General features: G+C 64.6%; 18 protein-coding genes and 1 tRNA gene. 10 read left to right on the plus strand and 9 right to left on the minus strand.

Annotation, left to right across the window (positions count from 1 at the left end; translation table 11 throughout):
• Positions 1–1,253: 1,253 nt before the first annotated feature.
• The 6 genes from NTV05_07600 to NTV05_07625 all read right to left on the minus strand — a co-directional run bounded on the left by NTV05_07600 (position 1,254) and on the right by NTV05_07625 (position 6,622).
• Positions 1,254–2,060 carry a phage minor head protein gene (locus NTV05_07600; protein MCX6544267.1) on the minus strand — a complete coding sequence of 269 codons (807 nt, stop codon included), beginning with the start codon at positions 2,058–2,060 and terminating at the stop codon, positions 1,254–1,256.
• Positions 2,061–2,522: 462 nt separating this feature from the next.
• Positions 2,523–3,308 carry a DUF4440 domain-containing protein gene (locus tag NTV05_07605; protein ID MCX6544268.1) on the minus strand — a complete coding sequence of 262 codons (786 nt, stop codon included), beginning with the start codon at positions 3,306–3,308 and terminating at the stop codon, positions 2,523–2,525.
• A gap of 634 nt (positions 3,309–3,942) precedes the next feature.
• Positions 3,943–4,018, minus strand: a tRNA-Phe gene (locus NTV05_07610).
• A 115-nt stretch (positions 4,019–4,133) separates the two neighbouring features.
• Positions 4,134–5,201 (minus strand): recombinase RecA, encoded by a 1,068-nt coding sequence (gene recA, locus NTV05_07615; GenBank protein ID MCX6544269.1) that lies wholly within the window; start codon positions 5,199–5,201, stop codon positions 4,134–4,136.
• A gap of 200 nt (positions 5,202–5,401) precedes the next feature.
• Entirely contained in the window at positions 5,402–6,247 is an 846-nt protein-coding gene (locus NTV05_07620) for a 3-hydroxybutyryl-CoA dehydrogenase (protein ID MCX6544270.1), read from the minus strand.
• Positions 6,248–6,292: 45 nt separating this feature from the next.
• On the minus strand, positions 6,293–6,622 hold the full coding sequence (locus tag NTV05_07625; protein ID MCX6544271.1) for a DciA family protein: 330 nt from the start codon (positions 6,620–6,622) through the stop codon (positions 6,293–6,295).
• A gap of 71 nt (positions 6,623–6,693) precedes the next feature.
• On the opposite strand from NTV05_07625, the gene NTV05_07630 reads away from it, so the two are divergent.
• The 10 genes from NTV05_07630 (at position 6,694) to NTV05_07675 (ending at position 14,330) form a co-directional block, all read left to right on the plus strand.
• A complete protein-coding gene (locus tag NTV05_07630) occupies positions 6,694–7,362 on the plus strand; it encodes a Maf family protein (protein MCX6544272.1) in 669 nt (222 codons plus the stop codon).
• 71 nt (positions 7,363–7,433) lie between these two features.
• Positions 7,434–7,850, plus strand: coding sequence for a cytochrome c maturation protein CcmE (locus tag NTV05_07635; protein MCX6544273.1), 417 nt, complete (start codon positions 7,434–7,436; stop codon positions 7,848–7,850).
• Positions 7,851–7,967: 117 nt separating this feature from the next.
• Positions 7,968–10,001: a heme lyase CcmF/NrfE family subunit gene (locus NTV05_07640; GenBank protein ID MCX6544274.1), complete on the plus strand. Its 2,034-nt coding sequence runs from the start codon at positions 7,968–7,970 to the stop codon at positions 9,999–10,001.
• 26 nt (positions 10,002–10,027) lie between these two features.
• Complete coding sequence (locus tag NTV05_07645) at positions 10,028–10,723, plus strand: zinc ribbon domain-containing protein (GenBank protein MCX6544275.1); 696 nt, start codon at positions 10,028–10,030, stop codon at positions 10,721–10,723.
• Complete coding sequence (locus NTV05_07650; protein MCX6544276.1) at positions 10,720–11,649, plus strand: hypothetical protein; 930 nt, start codon at positions 10,720–10,722, stop codon at positions 11,647–11,649. Before NTV05_07645 ends, NTV05_07650 begins: the two co-directional genes overlap by 4 nt.
• Complete coding sequence (locus NTV05_07655) at positions 11,646–12,359, plus strand: ABC transporter ATP-binding protein (GenBank protein MCX6544277.1); 714 nt, start codon at positions 11,646–11,648, stop codon at positions 12,357–12,359. The genes NTV05_07650 and NTV05_07655 overlap by 4 nt, the downstream gene beginning before the upstream one ends.
• The gene (locus tag NTV05_07660) at positions 12,356–13,039 is read left to right on the plus strand and encodes a heme exporter protein CcmB (protein MCX6544278.1); all 684 of its coding nucleotides are present in this window, start codon (positions 12,356–12,358) and stop codon (positions 13,037–13,039) included. The genes NTV05_07655 and NTV05_07660 overlap by 4 nt, the downstream gene beginning before the upstream one ends.
• A gap of 2 nt (positions 13,040–13,041) precedes the next feature.
• Positions 13,042–13,698, plus strand: a complete 657-nt coding sequence (gene ccsA, locus NTV05_07665; protein MCX6544279.1) for a cytochrome c biogenesis protein CcsA — start codon at positions 13,042–13,044, stop codon at positions 13,696–13,698.
• Between the two features lie 49 nt (positions 13,699–13,747).
• Positions 13,748–14,047 (plus strand): heme exporter protein CcmD, encoded by a 300-nt coding sequence (gene ccmD, locus NTV05_07670; GenBank protein MCX6544280.1) that lies wholly within the window; start codon positions 13,748–13,750, stop codon positions 14,045–14,047.
• Between the two features lie 115 nt (positions 14,048–14,162).
• Positions 14,163–14,330: a hypothetical protein gene (locus NTV05_07675; protein MCX6544281.1), complete on the plus strand. Its 168-nt coding sequence runs from the start codon at positions 14,163–14,165 to the stop codon at positions 14,328–14,330.
• Positions 14,331–14,413: 83 nt separating this feature from the next.
• Here the strand turns inward: NTV05_07675 and NTV05_07680 are convergent, their stop codons facing one another.
• From NTV05_07680 to aroA, 3 genes are read right to left on the minus strand one after another with little or no spacing between them, the layout of a single operon-like run.
• Positions 14,414–15,151, minus strand: a complete 738-nt coding sequence (locus NTV05_07680) for a metallophosphoesterase family protein (GenBank protein ID MCX6544282.1) — start codon at positions 15,149–15,151, stop codon at positions 14,414–14,416.
• 11 nt (positions 15,152–15,162) lie between these two features.
• Entirely contained in the window at positions 15,163–15,663 is a 501-nt protein-coding gene (locus NTV05_07685) for a shikimate kinase (protein ID MCX6544283.1), read from the minus strand.
• A complete protein-coding gene (gene aroA / locus NTV05_07690; GenBank protein ID MCX6544284.1) occupies positions 15,660–16,967 on the minus strand; it encodes a 3-phosphoshikimate 1-carboxyvinyltransferase in 1,308 nt (435 codons plus the stop codon). The genes NTV05_07685 and aroA overlap by 4 nt, the downstream gene beginning before the upstream one ends.
• Between the last annotated feature and the right edge of the window lie 167 nt (positions 16,968–17,134).

Here is a 17,134-nt window from a genome sequence, read left to right on the forward strand (position 1 = left end):
CGCGACCGAGGCCCAACGGCGTGCACTCGACCTGCTCAAAGCGATTGCGTAACGGCGTGTAGACAGAATCGCATCCCCGGCGCAGCACGTATCTGCTTCACCGGACAGGAGATCAGGCGCACTCACCAATGGAACTTCAGGTTAGTGGTCGCCGGCCGATGCGGCCGGGCGGGCCTGCGGCCGGCGCGTCGGTCGTGTGTACGGGCCAGCTCTTGCGGGTGGTCGGATGGCGGCGACGCATCCCGGGCGTTAGAAGCGAGAGCGGTACGCGGGCTATTGCGCCGGACACCAGTACTTGAAGGTGGAACACTGCGCCAACACGGGCGAGGACTGGGTGCAGGCCGTCGTATTTGTTCCGGCGTAGCGGTAGAGCAGTGTGTGCGCCACGCCGGCCGCAACGGTGAGCGAGCTGGATGTCGTGTTCGGGGCGACCGGGCTCAGGTTTAGTTTCACCCCGTCCCAAATGATGTCAAGCGAAGAACTCGAGAAGCGATTCTCAAAAGTCACATCCGCGGTATTGTTCGTGACACACGCCGCGACCGGTGCCGGCGTGGGCGCAGTTGGGGTGCTGCTATTTCCGCCGCATCCGCCGGCCGTGACGCTGACAACAAGCAAGACGATTCCAGTCACACGCATAGATACCTCTGGGCCATTGAATCCTGGCGACGCGGTCGAGGACGCAACTCGACGAAGCAGCGCTCCATACAAAGTCTACCACAGACAAGACATCTGCCCAGGACGGGGCCATTGCACGGCGACCACGCGGATTGGATCGCAGTCAACCTGACGCGGAACACAAGGCCCGGCAGTTACTGCCACGACTACTGCCAAGTTACTGCCACCGCCACGGGTTTCTTATAGAAACCCCCGTGGCACTCGGGATGGCAGTTCGAACGATTGGAGGGCGTGACGTGAACGGCAAAGCGACCGGGCGGGTGATTTCGTGGCGTGGCCACACATCCACACGCGGTGATGCCTGCTCGACGCGCTACGCGGGGCGCTGGGCCGCTTTCCAGGCTGACCGGGTGGTCGAGAGGCCGTTGTGTCAGAAACCGAACGCACCGGGCGGGCACGAAGACAGAAAGCGCCCGGCCACCACATGCGGATGACCAGGCGCTCACCGTTCCCGCGTTGACACGCGAGGGATTACTGTCGCAGACACGCCTCGCTGGTGCTGGGCAGGTCATCCGTGGCGATGATGTAGGTGCACTGGGCGACCGGGAAGCCGAAAGAACCGCAATCATCGCGGGTGATCATTTCTTAGCGATCTCCTGGAGCGCAACGGTACACCTGCACTGCGGGTGGATGCCCTGGGGTTCCATATCTTGTCTGCCGTCTGGGAATGTCCACGGGTGGCCGATGGGCACCGTTGTGTGGTCCATCTCGCAGCAGATCGGACAGAGCCTATCGTCCTTCGTCGCAATCCAGATTTGCTCCATCCCTTGCAGGAGTCCAGCCGCCTTGCCCTGCTGCCAGATGAGGCGTTGGCCGGCATTCGAGGCCCGGAGGACTTCTGAACGCGCAATCACCTCGCTGCGATACTTCCGCAACGTCTCCGCGTAGCCTTGGGATTCCGCCAGCGCGTCGGCAGCAGAGACTCCTTGCTCAATGGCCTTGTCGTAAACGGCGTTGACGGCCTGCTCTTGCTTCGCGGTGAGACCCACGATCCCACGCACGTACTTCGCCACTTCCTGCAAGGTCAACTCGCCACGCATCGAGCGCACGACGGCCTGGCGCACCGCAGCCTGCGTCTCGGCGCTGATCTCGACGATTAGCCGGGCCGCGTTGTTGTTGGCCCACGCCACCGCCATTTGGTTCGTGAGGTCGAAGCGGAGCTCTGTCCCAACGTGGGCGCCAAGCACCTCAGTCGCCACGATGCCCGCAACGCGTCTCCCTTCCGCTGCGCCCTTGACGAGTGGGTCAAGCGCCCAAGGGTCCGGCACGATGCCCGCAGCCACGTCTCGCTTCCACTGAGCCACGGCCGCGTCGCTGTAGTCGCCCGATTGGGCCGCGTCCGAATCGCCGGTGTCCCGCTCGCAGCGTCGTTTGGTCGATGCCATAATGCCTCGAGTGGTTGGAAAGCGGCGGTCCGCCGCAGGCGGCGGGATTCAGTCACTGTTGTATCGCGTGCCAGTAGCTTGTTGCGCGCCGGACCGTATGGCCCCGCTCCTCAAGGACGCGAAACAACTCGGAGACGATGTTCTTGGCCTGTTGCCGAAGCTTTTGGGCCTCTATCAACGAGCGGATCGGATCGGTACCCGGTATGACCCTTTCCCGGCCCCGGACTCGACCGGGGGGGGGCCGTGGCCTGGTGCCGATTCTGTTTCTTCGTGCGGTGGGCCGTGTCGAGGCGAGGGCGGCTTGCGCGGTCGTGATCGGGGTTCGTGTACCCACCGGGATGCGGGCTTGTTCTGAGAGACTTCGCGTTTGACGTGTTCCCGGGCAAGGCGGCGTAGGGGCTCAGGCGTACACGACGAGGGCCACCGCGATGGTGGCCCTTGACTCGGCTGACGGGGGTTGCACTACTGCTTGATGGTGGTGCTCTGCTCGTTGACGACCTGCCACCGTCCGTCGCGCTTGATGAAGAAGTCGGTAATGCGGTAGTCCTTGGAGAAGGCTGTGCCCTTGTACGTACCTTTCACCGCTTGAGTCATGGTCGCGATGGCGGCATCCCCGAAGACATGAACCTTCAGGTTGCTCACCGTATAGGATTCGATTTGATAGGCTCCGGCCTTGAACTCCGCCATCATCTTCATCACGTCATCGGCTTTGCCGTCAGCCACCGACGTGTACTCCTTCGCGACACTGCGCTCAATGACGGCGATATCTCGCTTCACCGACGCAGTGGCCAAGTCTCGTTCGACCTGCATCACCGCTTGTTCATCCGCACCGTCCGCCGTGGTTCCGGGCATGGGCAGATCGCTGTTGTAGATGTCCCAGAAGGCTTTCCAGGATCCGTCAGCCTGACGCTGAAAAGCCGTTACGAACTTGTCCTTGACTTGGGCGGACGAGCCACCGGCCTTCGGCGTGGCCCTGCCTTCATAGATTCCTTTCGCAACGGCCAAGTCCCCCGAGACTCGGACATCTTCCAGAATGCTGCGGCCCTCGTCGGTGTACTGATCGAAGTACTTCTGGGACGCTGCGCGGATCGCCTGCTGGCCCACGAGAGCGGGTTGATTCGGGTCCATTTTCGCCGCGTCGGCGGTATAGAACCCCGAGACCACGGCTTCGGCATTTGATCCACTCCACGCTTTGTCCCATGTGAGCGAGGCGTCTTTGATCGCCTGCACGTCGGCGGGGGCGTTCACCTTGGGCGCACAGGCAGGCAGTAGGAGCACAGCCGACACGAGCACAACGGAAGCGACAGTCTTCATGGAGTCAACTCCTCTCGGGGGACTGCCGCGCATTGTCGCCGGAAGGCTGGGAGCGAGGCAAGAACCATCCCGCGAGGATATGGGCGGCTAGGTCGCTCCCGAACAGCGGCCCTCCATGCCGGGCGACGCCGAGACGCTGCCCGCCGGGACACGATGACGTGTGGAAGACCGAGATCGCGGCTCCCGTGATGCGCGTGGCACAGAGCGTCCCGGCCCAGCTTAACGATGACGACGGTGACCACGCTGGCCCATCTTGGCCTCGACATCTCCCCGCACCGAGGCTTAGAGGTCGCCCTATATCGGCCTCGTATAGAGAAGGCCATCGGTACCGGATGTGGCCTTCGCTCCAGCCCGGACTCGACCGGGGGGCGGGGGTGTCCAGTGGCCCTGGGCCGATTCTGTTTCTTCGTGCGGTCGGTGGGGTCGAGGACGTGGATGAGGCCGTTGAACCTCGGCGAGGACAGGCACGCGTCGAAAGATCTGGTATCCCTGTGGTATCCCGTACATGACAACGCCCGACCACTTGATCGGGCGTGTGCGACTATAGGCCGTCTTTATTGGCTTTGTCTGGTGCCGAGGCCCAGACTTGAACTGGGGACCCCTGCATTTTCAGTGCAGTGCTCTACCAACTGAGCTACCTCGGCACGTGAGGTCTGCCGCCCGCGGGTTTTTCAATATAGCACGCAGATCGGGCGACGACAACGCCCCCGCGTCTTTCGCCGCCGAATCGGCATTCCGCACCGGCGCCACCCCGTCCCGCTACTTGCGCGGCGCGGGAGGCTTTTCCTTTTCGATCAGCGGTTCGGCCACAGCTGCAGCGTCCTTCACCAGGCCAAGCTCAGCACGGACCTGATCCTCGAGCTTCTTGCAGACATCCTTGTTCTCGCGGAGAAACTGCTTCGCGTTCTCGCGTCCCTGTCCGAGCCGCTCGTTGCCGTACGAGAACCAGGTGCCGCTCTTCTCGACAATCTTGCGATCGACCGCGAGGTCGAGCAGGTCGCCTTCCTTCGAGATGCCCTCGCCATACAGGATGTCGAATTCCGCCTCGCGGAACGGCGGCGCCACCTTGTTCTTGACCACCTTGACGCGCACGCGCCCGCCGATGACGGCTTCGGCCTCCTTGATGCTCGCGATGCGCCGGATGTCGAGACGGACCGACGCGTAGAACTTGAGCGCGCGCCCGCCCGTGGTCGTTTCGGGACTGCCGAACATCACGCCGATCTTCTCGCGCAACTGGTTGATAAAGATGAGGCACGTCCCCGACTTGGAGACCACACCGGTGAGCTTGCGCAGCGCCTGCGACATCAGTCTGGCCTGCAGGCCCATCTGGGCCTCGCCCATCTCGCCCTCGATCTCGGCGCGGGGTACGAGCGCGGCCACCGAATCGACCACCACGACATCGACGCCGCCCGATCGCACCAGCACCTCGACGATTTCGAGGGCCTGCTCGCCGTTATCCGGCTGCGACACGAGAAGATTGTCGAGCTCGATGCCGAGTTTCTGCGCATATGCCGCGTCAAGCGCATGCTCGGCATCGACGAAGGCGGCCATCCCTCCGAGCTTCTGGGCCTGCGCGATCACCTGGAGCGCGAGCGTCGTCTTTCCCGACGACTCCGGCCCGAAAATCTCAACGACGCGGCCGCGAGGCACGCCGCCGACGCCAAGGGCGTAATCGAGGCTGACCGCCCCGGTCGGAATCGAATCGATGGGCAGGATGGCGCCCTTCTGTCCCAGCCGCATGATCGAGCCTTTGCCGAATTGCTTCTCGATCTGAGTGACGGCAACATCCAGAGCCTTGGTTCTTTCACCGCGTTCGTCGACAGCCATGAACACTCCTTGGTGCGAGTTGACAGAAGGATCCTATTCTAGAAACGTGCCACCGACATGTCAAGCGAAGATCGCGTCGGACATCGCGCGAGGGCCTTGATAATCAATTAGTTACAGATATTGCGACTTTCGCCTGCGTTGCTCGCCGACGCAAATTCTGCGTACTTTCGGCCCGCAGGCAACTGCAGAAAATGCCATCGTTAGTACCGATAGAATCCCATCCCGCTCTTCCGGCCCAGCTGTCCGGCCATCACCATGCGGCGCAGCAGCGGGCAGGGACGGTACTTGGGGTCGCCGAGGCCGTCGTGCAACACCTCCATGATGGCCAGGCACACGTCGAGGCCAATGAAGTCGGCCAGCGTCAGCGGGCCCATCGGATGATTCATGCCCAGTTTCATCACCGTGTCGATCGCCTCGGGTGTGCCCACTCCTTCCATCACCGCAAAGATGGCCTCGTTGATCATGGGCATCAGGATGCGGTTGGCGATGAAGCCGGGATAGTCCGCCGCTTCGACAGGGGTCTTGCCCAGCTTCTGGCACAACCCGGAAGCCGTGGCCATCGCGTCAACGGAGGTGGTCTGGCCCTTGATCAGCTCGACGAGCGTCATCAGCGGAACCGGATTCATGAAGTGCATGCCGAGCACCAGTTCCGGCCGCTTCGTGGCGGCCCCCAGCATCGTGATCGAAATCGACGATGTGTTGGATCCGAGGATGACGCCGGCGCGCGCGATTCGATCGAGATCGCCAAACAGCTTCAGCTTCAGATCGACACGTTCCGTGGCGGCCTCCACGATGAAGTCCGCCTTTGCCATCGCGTTCAGATCTGTGGTCGTGCTGAGGCGCGTCAGGGTTGCGTCCCGATCGGCCGCCGACAGTTTGCCTTTCTCCACGAACTTCGCGAGGCTCTTCTCGATGGTCGCACGCGCCTTCACGAGCGCGGGCTCCACGACGTCCTGCAGAATGACCTGGAATCCGCTCTGCGCGAATGTCTGCGCGATCCCGTTCCCCATCGTGCCGGCACCGACGACTCCGACTGTAGTGATCATGGCGACTCTCCCTGAAGATGATGATGCTGCGCGTTCAGGTTCACTCTACCGACTATGTGACTTCGGGGGGCGGCGACGATCGGACCGCGTGTTGGAGGGACAGGTCAAACCGATTCGGCGCACCTCGTCTTGTCCGAGCAGATCGCGCAGCCGTTCCAGGATCATGGGTGAGGAGCGCTCGAGTTCCCTCAGCCAGCGTGCGTCGGTGACGACCACGTCCAGCACGCCGTCGGGCCGGAGCGCCACGTGCGTCAGGCGGGCGAGGGCCTGACCAACCGCCACGCGCCACGCAAACATGACCTTCTCTGGCGAAAGCGGAGCACGGCGCACGATGCTGGCGATGCCGGACGCGACGAGATTCTGAACAGATTCCATGAGGTCGCATCAGATCCGGATGGGCACGGCATGCCGTGCCCCTACCAGACGAGTACCAAACGTAGTGTAACATCCGTCTCGTGCGACTTGTACTGGCGTCCGCCTCCCCCCGCCGCGCCGAGTTGATGACGGCGGCGGGTTTCGTTTTCGATACGGTTCCGGCCGACGTCGACGAGCGCGTGCTGCCCGGCGAGCTCCCCGAGGACCACGTTCGACGGCTGGCGCTCGCCAAGGCCACCGCAATCGCCGACTGGTATCCGCACTGCGGTGCAGCCGCGGCAGACGCCGAGGTCGCACCGCCGGCGGTCGCCCATGACGCACCTGCGGAAGGCACGAAGGTCGCGGTCGCGGCGGACACGGCGGTGATCGTGGCAGCCGACACGGTGGTGGTCATCGATGGGCTGATTCTGGGCAAGCCGGAAAATGACGAGGCCGCGGCCGGGATGTTGCGCCGGCTATCTGGTCGGAGCCACGACGTGCTCACCGGCCTGTGCGTGCGCTGCGGCTCGCGCGCCCGGCAAGCCGTGGAGCGCTCCACCGTGACGTTCGCGACGCTCCACGAGGACGAAATCCGGTCGTACGTGGCGAGTCGCGAACCTCGCGACAAAGCTGGCGCCTATGCCATTCAGGGCCTGGCTTCGAAGTTTGTCGTGGCGGTGGAGGGGTCCTACAGCAATGTCGTCGGTCTGCCGGTGTCCACCCTGTATCGCCTGCTGCTCGATCTGGGCCTGACGGTGTGAGTTCTGCCGTTTGACCGGTCGGCTCCCAGGGCGGTATTCTGGTGGACAGGAGTGTCGTTAAACCCCTGCCTATGAATCAGAAAGTCGTCAAGATCGGCATAACGAGCGTGGTCCTGGTCCTGGCCCTGGCCGGCCTGCTCTATTCGACGTTGGGCGAGGGCACAGAATACTACAAGCACGTGGAAGAAGTGATGGTGAACCCCAGCGTGTGGCAGGGGAAGAACCTGCAGCTCCACGGGTTCGTGGTGAAGGATTCCATCCTGCGCAAGCGTGACTCCCTTGAGTACAAGTTCCAGGTTCAGAGTAAAGGCGCGGTCGTCAACGCCACCTATGTTGGAATCGTGCCCGACACGTTCAAGGACGATTCGGAAGTGGTCCTCAAAGGTCGCCTGGAGTCGGACGGCTTCCACGTGATCCCGAACGGCGTCATGGCGAAATGTCCTTCGAAATACGAACCGAAGAAGGGGTTGGGCAGCCCGGGCATGTAAGCGTCGCCCGCTCGCGTTCTCTTGCGATCCCCGAACGGTCCTCTGTATCAACCTACCCGTCGGCGGGCCCCCGGTGGGGAGGCCTGCTGCCGGCCCCCTGGTAGGTGAGAGCGAAACATGGCATCCCTCGGAACGTTTCTCCTGTTCGCGACGTTTGTCGTCAGCGCGTACGCCATTGCCGCATCGCTGGCGGGCGCACGGCGCGGATCCCGCCGGCTGGTCGAAAGCGGCGTGGGTGCGTTTTATCTGGTCGCCGCAACCATGACGGTCGCCTCGGCCGTCATCACGCACGCGTTCGTCACCAACGACTACACCATCAAGTACGTCCAGCGCTATTCGGACCGCGTGCAGCCGCTGTTCTACAAGATCACGTCGTATTGGGGCGGCCTCGACGGCTCGATCATGTTCTGGGTGTTCCTGCTGTCCCTGTTCGGCGCGCTGGCGGTGTACGTCAACCGCGATCGGCACCGGGAACTCGTCCCGTACGTGGTGGCGATCATCTCGGGCGTGCAGATGTTCTTTCTGTTCCTGATGGTCGTGCACAAGAACCCCTTCGACACCTACCTCGTGCAGACGCCCGCAGACGGTCAGGGGCTCAATCCGCTGCTGCAGAACATCTACATGGTCGTGCATCCGCCGAGCCTCTACGTCGGGTTCGTGGGGATGACGATTCCGTACGCCTTCGGCATGGCGGCTCTGATTACGGGGCATCTTGACGATTCGTGGCTGCGAGCCATCCGCCGCTGGACGATGGTGAGTTGGCTGTTCCTGTCGCTGGGGCTGACGCTCGGCATGATCTGGGCGTACGAAGTGCTCGGATGGGGCGGCTACTGGGGCTGGGACCCGGTCGAAAACGCCGGCCTGCTGCCGTGGCTCACGGCCTCCGCCTTCCTCCACTCGGTGATCGTGCAGGAACGCCGCGGCATGCTGAAGGTGTGGAACGTGACGCTCGTGATCATCACGTTCTTCCTCACCATCTTCGGCACGTTCATGACGCGCTCCGGCGTCGTGCAGTCGGTGCATGCGTTTGGTGAAGACCGGGCGCTCGCCTGGATGTTCTCGGTGTTCATGATCGCGATCCTGCTGTTCAGCTTCGGCTGGGTGATTCGCCGGCTGCCGATGCTGCGGCCTCGGTACGACATGGACTCGTGGATTTCGCGCGAGGCCGCGTTCGTGGCGAACAACTGGATCCTGTTGATTGCGGCGGCGATTGTGCTCTTCGGGACGATGTTCCCGACGATGAGCGAGGCGTTGACGGGCAACCGCCTGACCGTCGGCCCGCTGTTTTTCAACAAGTGGATGATGCCGCTCGGCCTGGTGCTGCTGTGCCTGACCGGCATCGCGCCACTGCTGGCGTGGCGCCGTTCCACGCTGTCGAACCTGAGCGATTCGTTCGTCTGGCCGGTGACCTTCGCGCTGGTCGTGTCGGCCACTCTGGTGGCGCTTGGCGTCCGCGTCTGGTCGGCGGGCATCTGCTTCGGGCTCTGCGCGTTTGTGACGGCGACGATCGTCCAGGAATTCGTGCGCGGCGCGCGGGTGCGAAAGACCGCAACGGGAACGGATCTGCTGACGGCCACCATTGGCCTGGTGATGCGAGAACGACGCCGCTACGGCGGCTACATCGTGCACCTGGGCATCGTCCTGATGTTCCTCGGGTTTGCCGGGGAAGCCTTCAAGATGGATCGACAGGTCCTGCTGAAACAGGGAGAGGAGGCCACGCTGCGCCACTACACGGTGCGCAACATGGGCGTCAAGGTGACCGACGACGGCCAGAAGCAGATGGTGACCGGGCACGTCGCGGTGTCGGAGGATGGAAAATCGGTTGGGATGCTGTACCCGGCGCGATCGTTCTTCAGGAAGCACGAAGAGCAGCCGACTACCGACGTCGCTATCCGCCGCGCGCTCGACGAGGACTTGTATCTGATCATGCCGGCGTACGAGTTGAAGGATCAGTCGATGAGTCTGCAGGTCGTGATCAACCCGCTGGTGAGCTGGGTGTGGATGGGGTTTGGCATTCTCGTGCTCGGGACTGGCATCGCGCTGCTGCCGGAACGGGCGTTCGAATTCGCGCTGGGACGGGCGCCGGCCGGGGCCGCGACGATGACGCTGGTGATGCTGGCGGCGGTGTCGCTGGTCACGCGGGCGGGTTAGCGCTGCGCTACAGGAGCAACGACGACATGGCACGTAGGACGACGAAGACGGCCGGGCAGACCGGCGGCAGCCGGCGAGTGGGCGCGGCGGCACCCTCACCGTCGGCGGTATCCGCCCGCCCCGAGGCCGGAGGCGTGCGGCCGTGGCACCTCCTGGTCCTCGGCGTGTTGATGGCGGCTGCGGCGGGCGCTGTGATGACGAGCGACGGAGGAACGGTTCAGACCGTCGCGGTAATCGCCACGATCCTGACGGCTGGCCTGGTGGCCGCTGGCGTGGTCAGGACGCTCGCGCCGCTGGTGGCCGATGAGGCCGGCGAGGAGACCGAGATGCTGGGTGGACGGACCCGCGCGGCGCTCGAACGCGAGAAGATGCTCGTGCTGCGATCGATCAAGGAAGTCGAATTCGATCGTGCGATGCGCAAGATCTCGGACGCCGACTACAACGAGATCGTCCCGAGACTGCGCACGCGCGCCGTCGGCCTGATCCGGCAACTCGAAGGCGGAGGCGGCTATCGGGCGCTCATTGAACGCGACCTGGCGGCACTTGTCTCGGCCAACGCTCCGAGTGCCTCGGCGTCGGCTGCGCCCGACGCCGTCGAACCGGGCGATCAGGCGGCTGCCGCGCCGGTGGCAGCCGGAACGTGCCCCGATTGCTCGACGATCAACGGCAGGGACGCCAGGTTCTGCAAGTCGTGCGGGACGCGGCTGGCGGGGGGCGTATGACGGCGCGCCGCGTGTGGGTTCCGCGGGCGGTCGTGCTTGCGCTGGCTGCCATGCTCGTGATGGCGGCGACGGCCTCGAGGGCTCAGGTGCCGGGCGCTGCCGGCCAGATGCCTGGTGCTCGCCAGCCCGCGCCAGGCGCGGGAGACGTCGTGCTCGGCGGCGACAGCCGGATTCAGATCGAATTCGACGACGACGCCCTGACGGTGTTCTACATTTTCGACATCGTGAACACGACGGCCGCGCCGGCGTCCCCGAAGACGGAGATCGCCTTCGACCTTCCTGCCGATGCCCAACAGCCGACCTTACTCGAAGGATCGTCTGCGCAGGCCACGCTGCGCGGGCGACACGTGTCGATTGTCGGTCCGTTCGCGACAGGATCCACTCCCGTGCAACTGGCCTTCGGGCTGGAGCCGAGAGGATCCGAGCGCGTGATAGCGCAGGTCTTGCCCGTGGCCTGGGCGAGGGTGCAGGTGCTTGTGACCAAGCTTCCCGGACTCTCGATCACATCTCCGCAATTGTCATCGACCAACGAGATGCCGGGCGATACGCACAGCTTCATCGTGGGCACCGGCGGCGTGTTGGAGCCGGGAATGGAGTTGAACCTCGCGCTTGCGGGTCTGCCGTCGCGCAATCACGCTGGACGATTCGTGGCGATCGCGCTTGCCGTCCTCGTGTTGATGGGTGGCGTGTGGGGAGCGGCGTCGGCCAAGGCCCGGACGGGGGATCTGGCGCGCAACGCGGAACTGGAACTGCGACGGAGCAAGCTGATGGCCGATTTGGTGAGACTCGAAGCTCAGCAGCGGACCGGTGCAGTCGACGCCGCCCGCTATGCCGGCCGGCGAAGCGATCTGTTTGATCAGCTCGAACGGGTGTACGGCGAGCTCGATCAACACGCGGCCGCGCCGGGTGAGGGATCGGTGGCGTGACGTTCGACTTCGATCGTCTGGTCGTCGAAGACGTCTCGCGCAACTTCGGCCGTCGCCGCGCGTTGAGTCATATCAACCTGACGTGCCACGCCGGAGAGATTGTCGGCCTGCTGGGGCCGAATGGCGCCGGCAAATCCACGCTGCTTGCGATTGTCTCGACGCTGCTGGCCGCGTCTTCGGGGGACGTCCGCTACGGCACGGCGACGGCACGGGCTATGGGGCCCGCGCTGCGCGCCCGGCTGGGGCTGCTGGGCCACGACCTGTATCTGTACCCCGAACTCACCGCTCGCGAGAATCTCGAGTTCTTCACCCGGCTGTACGGCTGCCCAAATGTGACGGCCGTCGTCGGCGACGCACTCGGGCGCGCGGGGCTCGGAGAGCGCGCCGACGACCTCGTGTCGGGGTTCTCGAGGGGAATGCGGCAGCGGCTCGCGCTGGAGCGGGCGCTGCTGCATGATCCCCGCTTGCTGCTGCTCGATGAACCGTTTACCGGCCTCGACGATGCCTCTGGACAGGCCCTTGTCGCACGTCTGCGCGGCCTGCGCGAAGACGGCCGCATCGTGCTGATCGCGACGCACGATCTCGATCTGGCAGAAGGCCTCTTCGACCGGGTCGCCGTGCTGCGCGACGGCCGGCTGCTGGTGGTCGACGAATCGTCAACGAGTCTGCGGGAGCGCTATCGCGGCGCGATCGCGGCGGCACGGCAATGAAGCAGTTTCTGCGAGTCGCCTGGATCGTGATGCGGAAGGACCTCACCGTCGAGGTGCGAAGCCGCGAGATTCTCTACACCACCGTGTTCTTCGCGGCGTCGTGCGTCCTGGTGTTCGCCTTCGCGCTCGTGCGGGAAGGCCGTCCCATGGAGGATGCGGCCGCAGGCATCCTGTGGATTGCCATCGCGTTTGCCGGCACGCTGGCCCTGGGACGCACATTTGAGCGGGAGCGGCAGACCGAGACCTTGCGCGCCCTGATGCTGGCGCCTTCCGATCGGCCCGCCATCTACGTCGGCAAGTTACTTGGCATCCTGATGTTGCTCGCTGTGGTCGAGATGGTGCTGGTTCCCCTGGTGGCGCTCCTGTTCAACGCCTCCTTCGGCGCCAGTCCGTTGTGGCTGGTGGCGCTGCTGGCGGCCGGTACCCTGGGCTTTGCGTCGGTGGGAACCCTGTTTGCTGCGATGCTGGTTCGGGCGCGCAGCCGGGACGTGCTGCTCCCCGTCCTCTTGTATCCGATCACGATTCCCATCATTATCGCTGGGGTACTGGGGACGGTCGCGTTGCTTCAGCCGGTCCCGGATGAGCCGATGGCGCGGTTCTGGCTGGCGCTGCTCGTGTTTTTCGACGCCGTCTTCGTCACCCTGGCGTTGTGGACGTTCGAACCGCTCATGACGGAGTAGTGATGGCCAAAGCGTATACGCCGCTGATTGTGCTCGCGATGATCCTGTTCGCGATCGCGCCGCTCTTTGTCGCCTCCGCACCGTCCGAACAGACGATGGGTCTGATCCAGCGGGTGTTCTACTACCACGTGCCATCGGCGATGATGCTGTTTCTCTCGGCGTTTGTCTGCGGCATCGCGAGCGCCGTCTTTCTGTTCAAACGGTCGGCGGCGGCGGACCGGCTCGCGGTGGCCGCGGGAGAGCTGACGGTCGTGTTCGGGTTGATCGTGCTGGTGACCGGGCCGATGTGGGCGCGAAAAGCGTGGGGCGTCTGGTGGCAGTGGGATGCCCGGCTGACCTCAGCGTTGCTGTTGTGGATGATCTTCGTGGCGTATCTGCTGGTGCGGCGGTACGGCGGCGCCGGATCGGAGAAGCTGTCGGCGGCCATGGCCATCTTCGGCATGGCCAACGTCCCGTTCGTGTACGTGTCGGTCAATTTCTGGCGGACGATTCATCCGACGACCAATGTGGTGATGACACTTGGGCCCGGGATGCGGGGAACATTCTGGTTGTGCGTGGGGTCGTTCCTGCTGCTTTATGCGCTGCTGTTGAGGTTGCGGAAGAACCTCGAGGATCAGCGGGCAACCATCGAACGGCTCTATCTGGCGCTGGATGAGTAGCATGGCGGGGCATAGGGGGTCTGACCCCATCTTCTCTGAGGCGACTTCCATGAAGCGACGTGTGACGACGACCATGGTCTTGACGGTTGTGACCGCTCTCTTGATGGTGGGGACCGCGGGCGCCCTGTGTGCGGCAAGCCAGCCCCCGCCGGGCACCCCAGGCCGGGGCGAGTTTGTGCCTATCACCACCCTGCCGCCGGTCGAGCAGTTGCCCGCCGCGCCGTTCCTGATCGGGGCGTACGTGGTTGTCTGGCTGGTACTGCTCGTCTACGTGTGGTCCATCTGGCGGCGCATGAAGAAGATGGAGCGCGAACTGGCTGACCTGCAACGGCGAGTGCAGTCGCGGTAGCCCTTCGACTCAGTTGTGTTGAGCACGACCTCAGCCCAGCCCGCCCATCCATCGCGGTGGTTCTGAGCCAGTGGTGAACCCAACACACGTGAGCTCAGGGCATGGGAGAAGCCTGATGGGCGCCGGTCACTTCCTCTACATTCCGGTGACGATACTCGTTGGCATCGTCATCGGCTGGATTCTGGGATCGCGCGCCGCCCGCGATGCGTTTGCCGTCGAACTGAAGCGCCGCGAAGAGAACGCGGCCCGCAACGCCGCCAAAGCCGCCAAAGTCGCACCGTAGGCCGCGAAGGGCGCCACATGGGGCACGGCATGCCGTGCCCGTACAGCCAGATGAAGCACCTGTCGATTTAAGGCGACGCTTCGTTATCGGCCCAGGGCGAGGCGCTTGGCAAGGGCATCTGGCAATTCCGCATCGCGAATGGCGCGCTGGGCCGCCGCAACGTCGTACGGAACCCTGAAGAAACTCACTTCCTTCTTCTCATCATCGACGATGCCGTAGGCGGCTCTCGGGTCCCCGTCCCGGGGTTGTCCCACCGAGCCGACATTTACCAGGTAGTTCCACCCCGGTACCACCGGCAAGACAAATCCGTGCCGCGTTTGACGGTAGTTCAGGCCACCTCCAGCATGCAGGAAGGCCAGCGGCGCGTGAGTGTGGCCGAACAGGCAGAGCGGCTGTCCCGTCGCCCGCAGCGCGTTCAGGGCATCCAGCGTGTCGAGCACGTAGGCGTCCTCGTCGTACGGCGTGCCGTGGCAGATCTCAATCCAGTCGGTGGCGTTCACCGGGCCCTGTGGCAGGCTTCGGACAAACGCCACGTGGGCCTGCGTCAGCGCGTTTTGCGTCCATTCGGCACATTGTTTCGCAATGGGGTTGAACTCCTCACCGCCATCCAGCCCGGCTGCGACCCTGTCGTGGTTGCCACGAATCGCGGCCGCAACGGGAGCGTTGGCCAGCCGGTCGAGCACGTCGTTGGGCTGCGCCCCGTACCCGACCAGATCACCGAGCAGCAGCATCTGATCAAAGCCCCGGCGCTCGCCGTCGGCCAGCACCGCCTCGAGAGCGGGGAGATTCGCGTGAATATCAGCCAGCACCAGGTATCGCATCGGTCTCCGCGTTACTCCCCCAGCCATTCGATGATGGCATCCGCCAGTTCTCCGACTGACTGTCGCGCACCGTCCAGCCTGACGTGTGCCTGCGCGTAGGCGGGGAGGCGCAACAAATAGAGCTGTTCCAACTGCATCCGGCTGGGGGCCAGCGGGCGGCTTCCGTCGATGGGGATGCGATCGATCATGACTTGAAGCGGCACGTCCAGCCAGATCACCGCTCCGTCCGCCATGATGGCCGCGCGGTTGTCCGCGTCGACGAACGTGCCGCCGCCGGTGGCGACCACGGCGTGGCGCAGTGGCAGCAAGTCGCGGACGACCAGGCGCTCGATCATCCGAAAATGCGCCTCACCACTCTCAGTGAAGATCTCCCGAATCGTGCGTCGCTCGTGCACTTGGATGCGATCGTCGACGTCTTCAACCTTCCAGCCAAGCCTCCGCCCCACCTCGCGGGCAACTGACGACTTGCCTGCACCCATGAACCCGACCAGATACAGCTTGTCAGCTCTCACGTGCACATGCCCTCGAGCACATCGAAGAACCCAGGGTACGAGACCGAGACGGCGTCGGCGCCGGCAATCGTAGTCGGTCCGGTCGCGCCCAGCGCGGCAATGGCGAAGGCCATCGCCAGCCGGTGATCGCCCGCCGCATCGACCGCTCCGCCCCGGAGCCGTGAGGCGCCGTCGATGTGGAATCCGTCGGGGGCCTCTTCCACGTCAGCACCCATCGACCGAAGACCGCGCGCCAGCGCCGCGATCCGGTCGCTCTCCTTGACGCGCAGCTCGGCTGCGCCGGTCACCGTCAGGCGGCCACCGTAGGTCGCGAGTGCCGCAAGCGCCGGAAGTTCGTCGATGAGGCCGGGAACTTCTCCCGGCTCCACCACCACCGCACCCAGCGCGCGATGCGCCACACGAATCGTGCCTCTCGGTTCCGCGTCGGTCTCCGGCAACTCCGTCACGGACACGATGGCACCGAACCGTTGGAGGATCTGGAGGAATCCGATCCGCGTGGGATTGAGGCCGACATCCCGGATGTCTATCGAGGACCCTGGTAGCGCCGCCGCGGCCACCGCCCAGAACGCCGCAGAGGAGGGATCGCCGGGGACACTGATTCTCGCGGCCGAGGGCCGCTGACCTCCTGTGATGGCCACCCAGCCGGGGCCGGACTCAACAGCCACGCCAAATGTGCCGAAGGCCCGCTCGGTGTGGTCGCGGGTCGGACTCGGCTCACGGACGGTGGTGACGCCGTCAGCCGACAGCCCGGCCAGCAGGATCGCGCTCTTGACCTGCGCACTGGAGACCGGTGTCGAGTAGTCGATGCCACGGAGCGGAGCACCCGTGACCGTGGCGGGCAGTCGTCCATCGCTGGTGTCGATGCGCGCGCCCATCAGCGCCAGCGGCTCGACGACTCGTTGCATGGGCCGGCGCTGGAGCGAGGCGTCTCCCGAGATGCGCGTGCGGAACGCACTTGCCGCCAGGACCCCCATCATCATGCGCGCGGTCGTACCGGAATTCTGCGCGTCGAGGCCATCGGGCGCCGGCCGGAATCCGGCCAGGCCGACGCCGTCAACCTGCCACAGGCGAACATCGCCCTCGCCGGGCGAGGCGGCGGCTGAGAAGCGGACACCCAGGCGCCGCAAGCAGTCGATCGTGGCGCGACAGTCATCGCCAGGCGCGAGGTTCACAATCTCCGAGCGGCCCGCGGCGAGGGCGCTGAGAATCAGGGCTCGATGGGAGATTGACTTGTCACCCGGCACCCGGACGACGCCGCTGACGCCGCGTGCGGGCCTGACGGTGATGGAATGGCCAGCAGTCACTCTGGCACTATAACAGCAGCGAAGTGCCGCCTCAAATCATCGAGGCTTTGTCCCTGGCGCCCTGCGCCGGCGTGATCAGCCACGTGTGTCCTTCGGGAAGATGAAGTCCATGGAAACGGTCCACTTGGGCTATGGTAGGGTAGCGGATGCTGGCGTACGAACGACGG

This window comes from Acidobacteriota bacterium (assembly GCA_026393755.1).
Lineage (GTDB): Bacteria > Acidobacteriota > Vicinamibacteria > Vicinamibacterales > JAKQTR01 > JBAXOX01.

Coding starts and splice junctions, on each gene's coding strand:
- NTV05_07635 (MCX6544273.1), top strand. CDS start 7,434: ATGAATCAGAAAGTCGTCAAGATCGGCATAACGAGCGTGGTCCTGGTC.
- recA (MCX6544269.1), bottom strand. CDS start 5,201: ATGGCTGTCGACGAACGCGGTGAAAGAACCAAGGCTCTGGATGTTGCC.
- NTV05_07680 (MCX6544282.1), bottom strand. CDS start 15,151: ATGCGATACCTGGTGCTGGCTGATATTCACGCGAATCTCCCCGCTCTC.
- NTV05_07620 (MCX6544270.1), bottom strand. CDS start 6,247: ATGATCACTACAGTCGGAGTCGTCGGTGCCGGCACGATGGGGAACGGG.
- NTV05_07640 (MCX6544274.1), top strand. CDS start 7,968: ATGGCATCCCTCGGAACGTTTCTCCTGTTCGCGACGTTTGTCGTCAGC.
- NTV05_07675 (MCX6544281.1), top strand. CDS start 14,163: ATGGGCGCCGGTCACTTCCTCTACATTCCGGTGACGATACTCGTTGGC.
- NTV05_07625 (MCX6544271.1), bottom strand. CDS start 6,622: ATGGAATCTGTTCAGAATCTCGTCGCGTCCGGCATCGCCAGCATCGTG.
- NTV05_07660 (MCX6544278.1), top strand. CDS start 12,356: ATGAAGCAGTTTCTGCGAGTCGCCTGGATCGTGATGCGGAAGGACCTC.
- ccmD (MCX6544280.1), top strand. CDS start 13,748: ATGAAGCGACGTGTGACGACGACCATGGTCTTGACGGTTGTGACCGCT.
- NTV05_07645 (MCX6544275.1), top strand. CDS start 10,028: ATGGCACGTAGGACGACGAAGACGGCCGGGCAGACCGGCGGCAGCCGG.
- NTV05_07600 (MCX6544267.1), bottom strand. CDS start 2,060: ATGGCATCGACCAAACGACGCTGCGAGCGGGACACCGGCGATTCGGAC.
- NTV05_07650 (MCX6544276.1), top strand. CDS start 10,720: ATGACGGCGCGCCGCGTGTGGGTTCCGCGGGCGGTCGTGCTTGCGCTG.
- ccsA (MCX6544279.1), top strand. CDS start 13,042: ATGGCCAAAGCGTATACGCCGCTGATTGTGCTCGCGATGATCCTGTTC.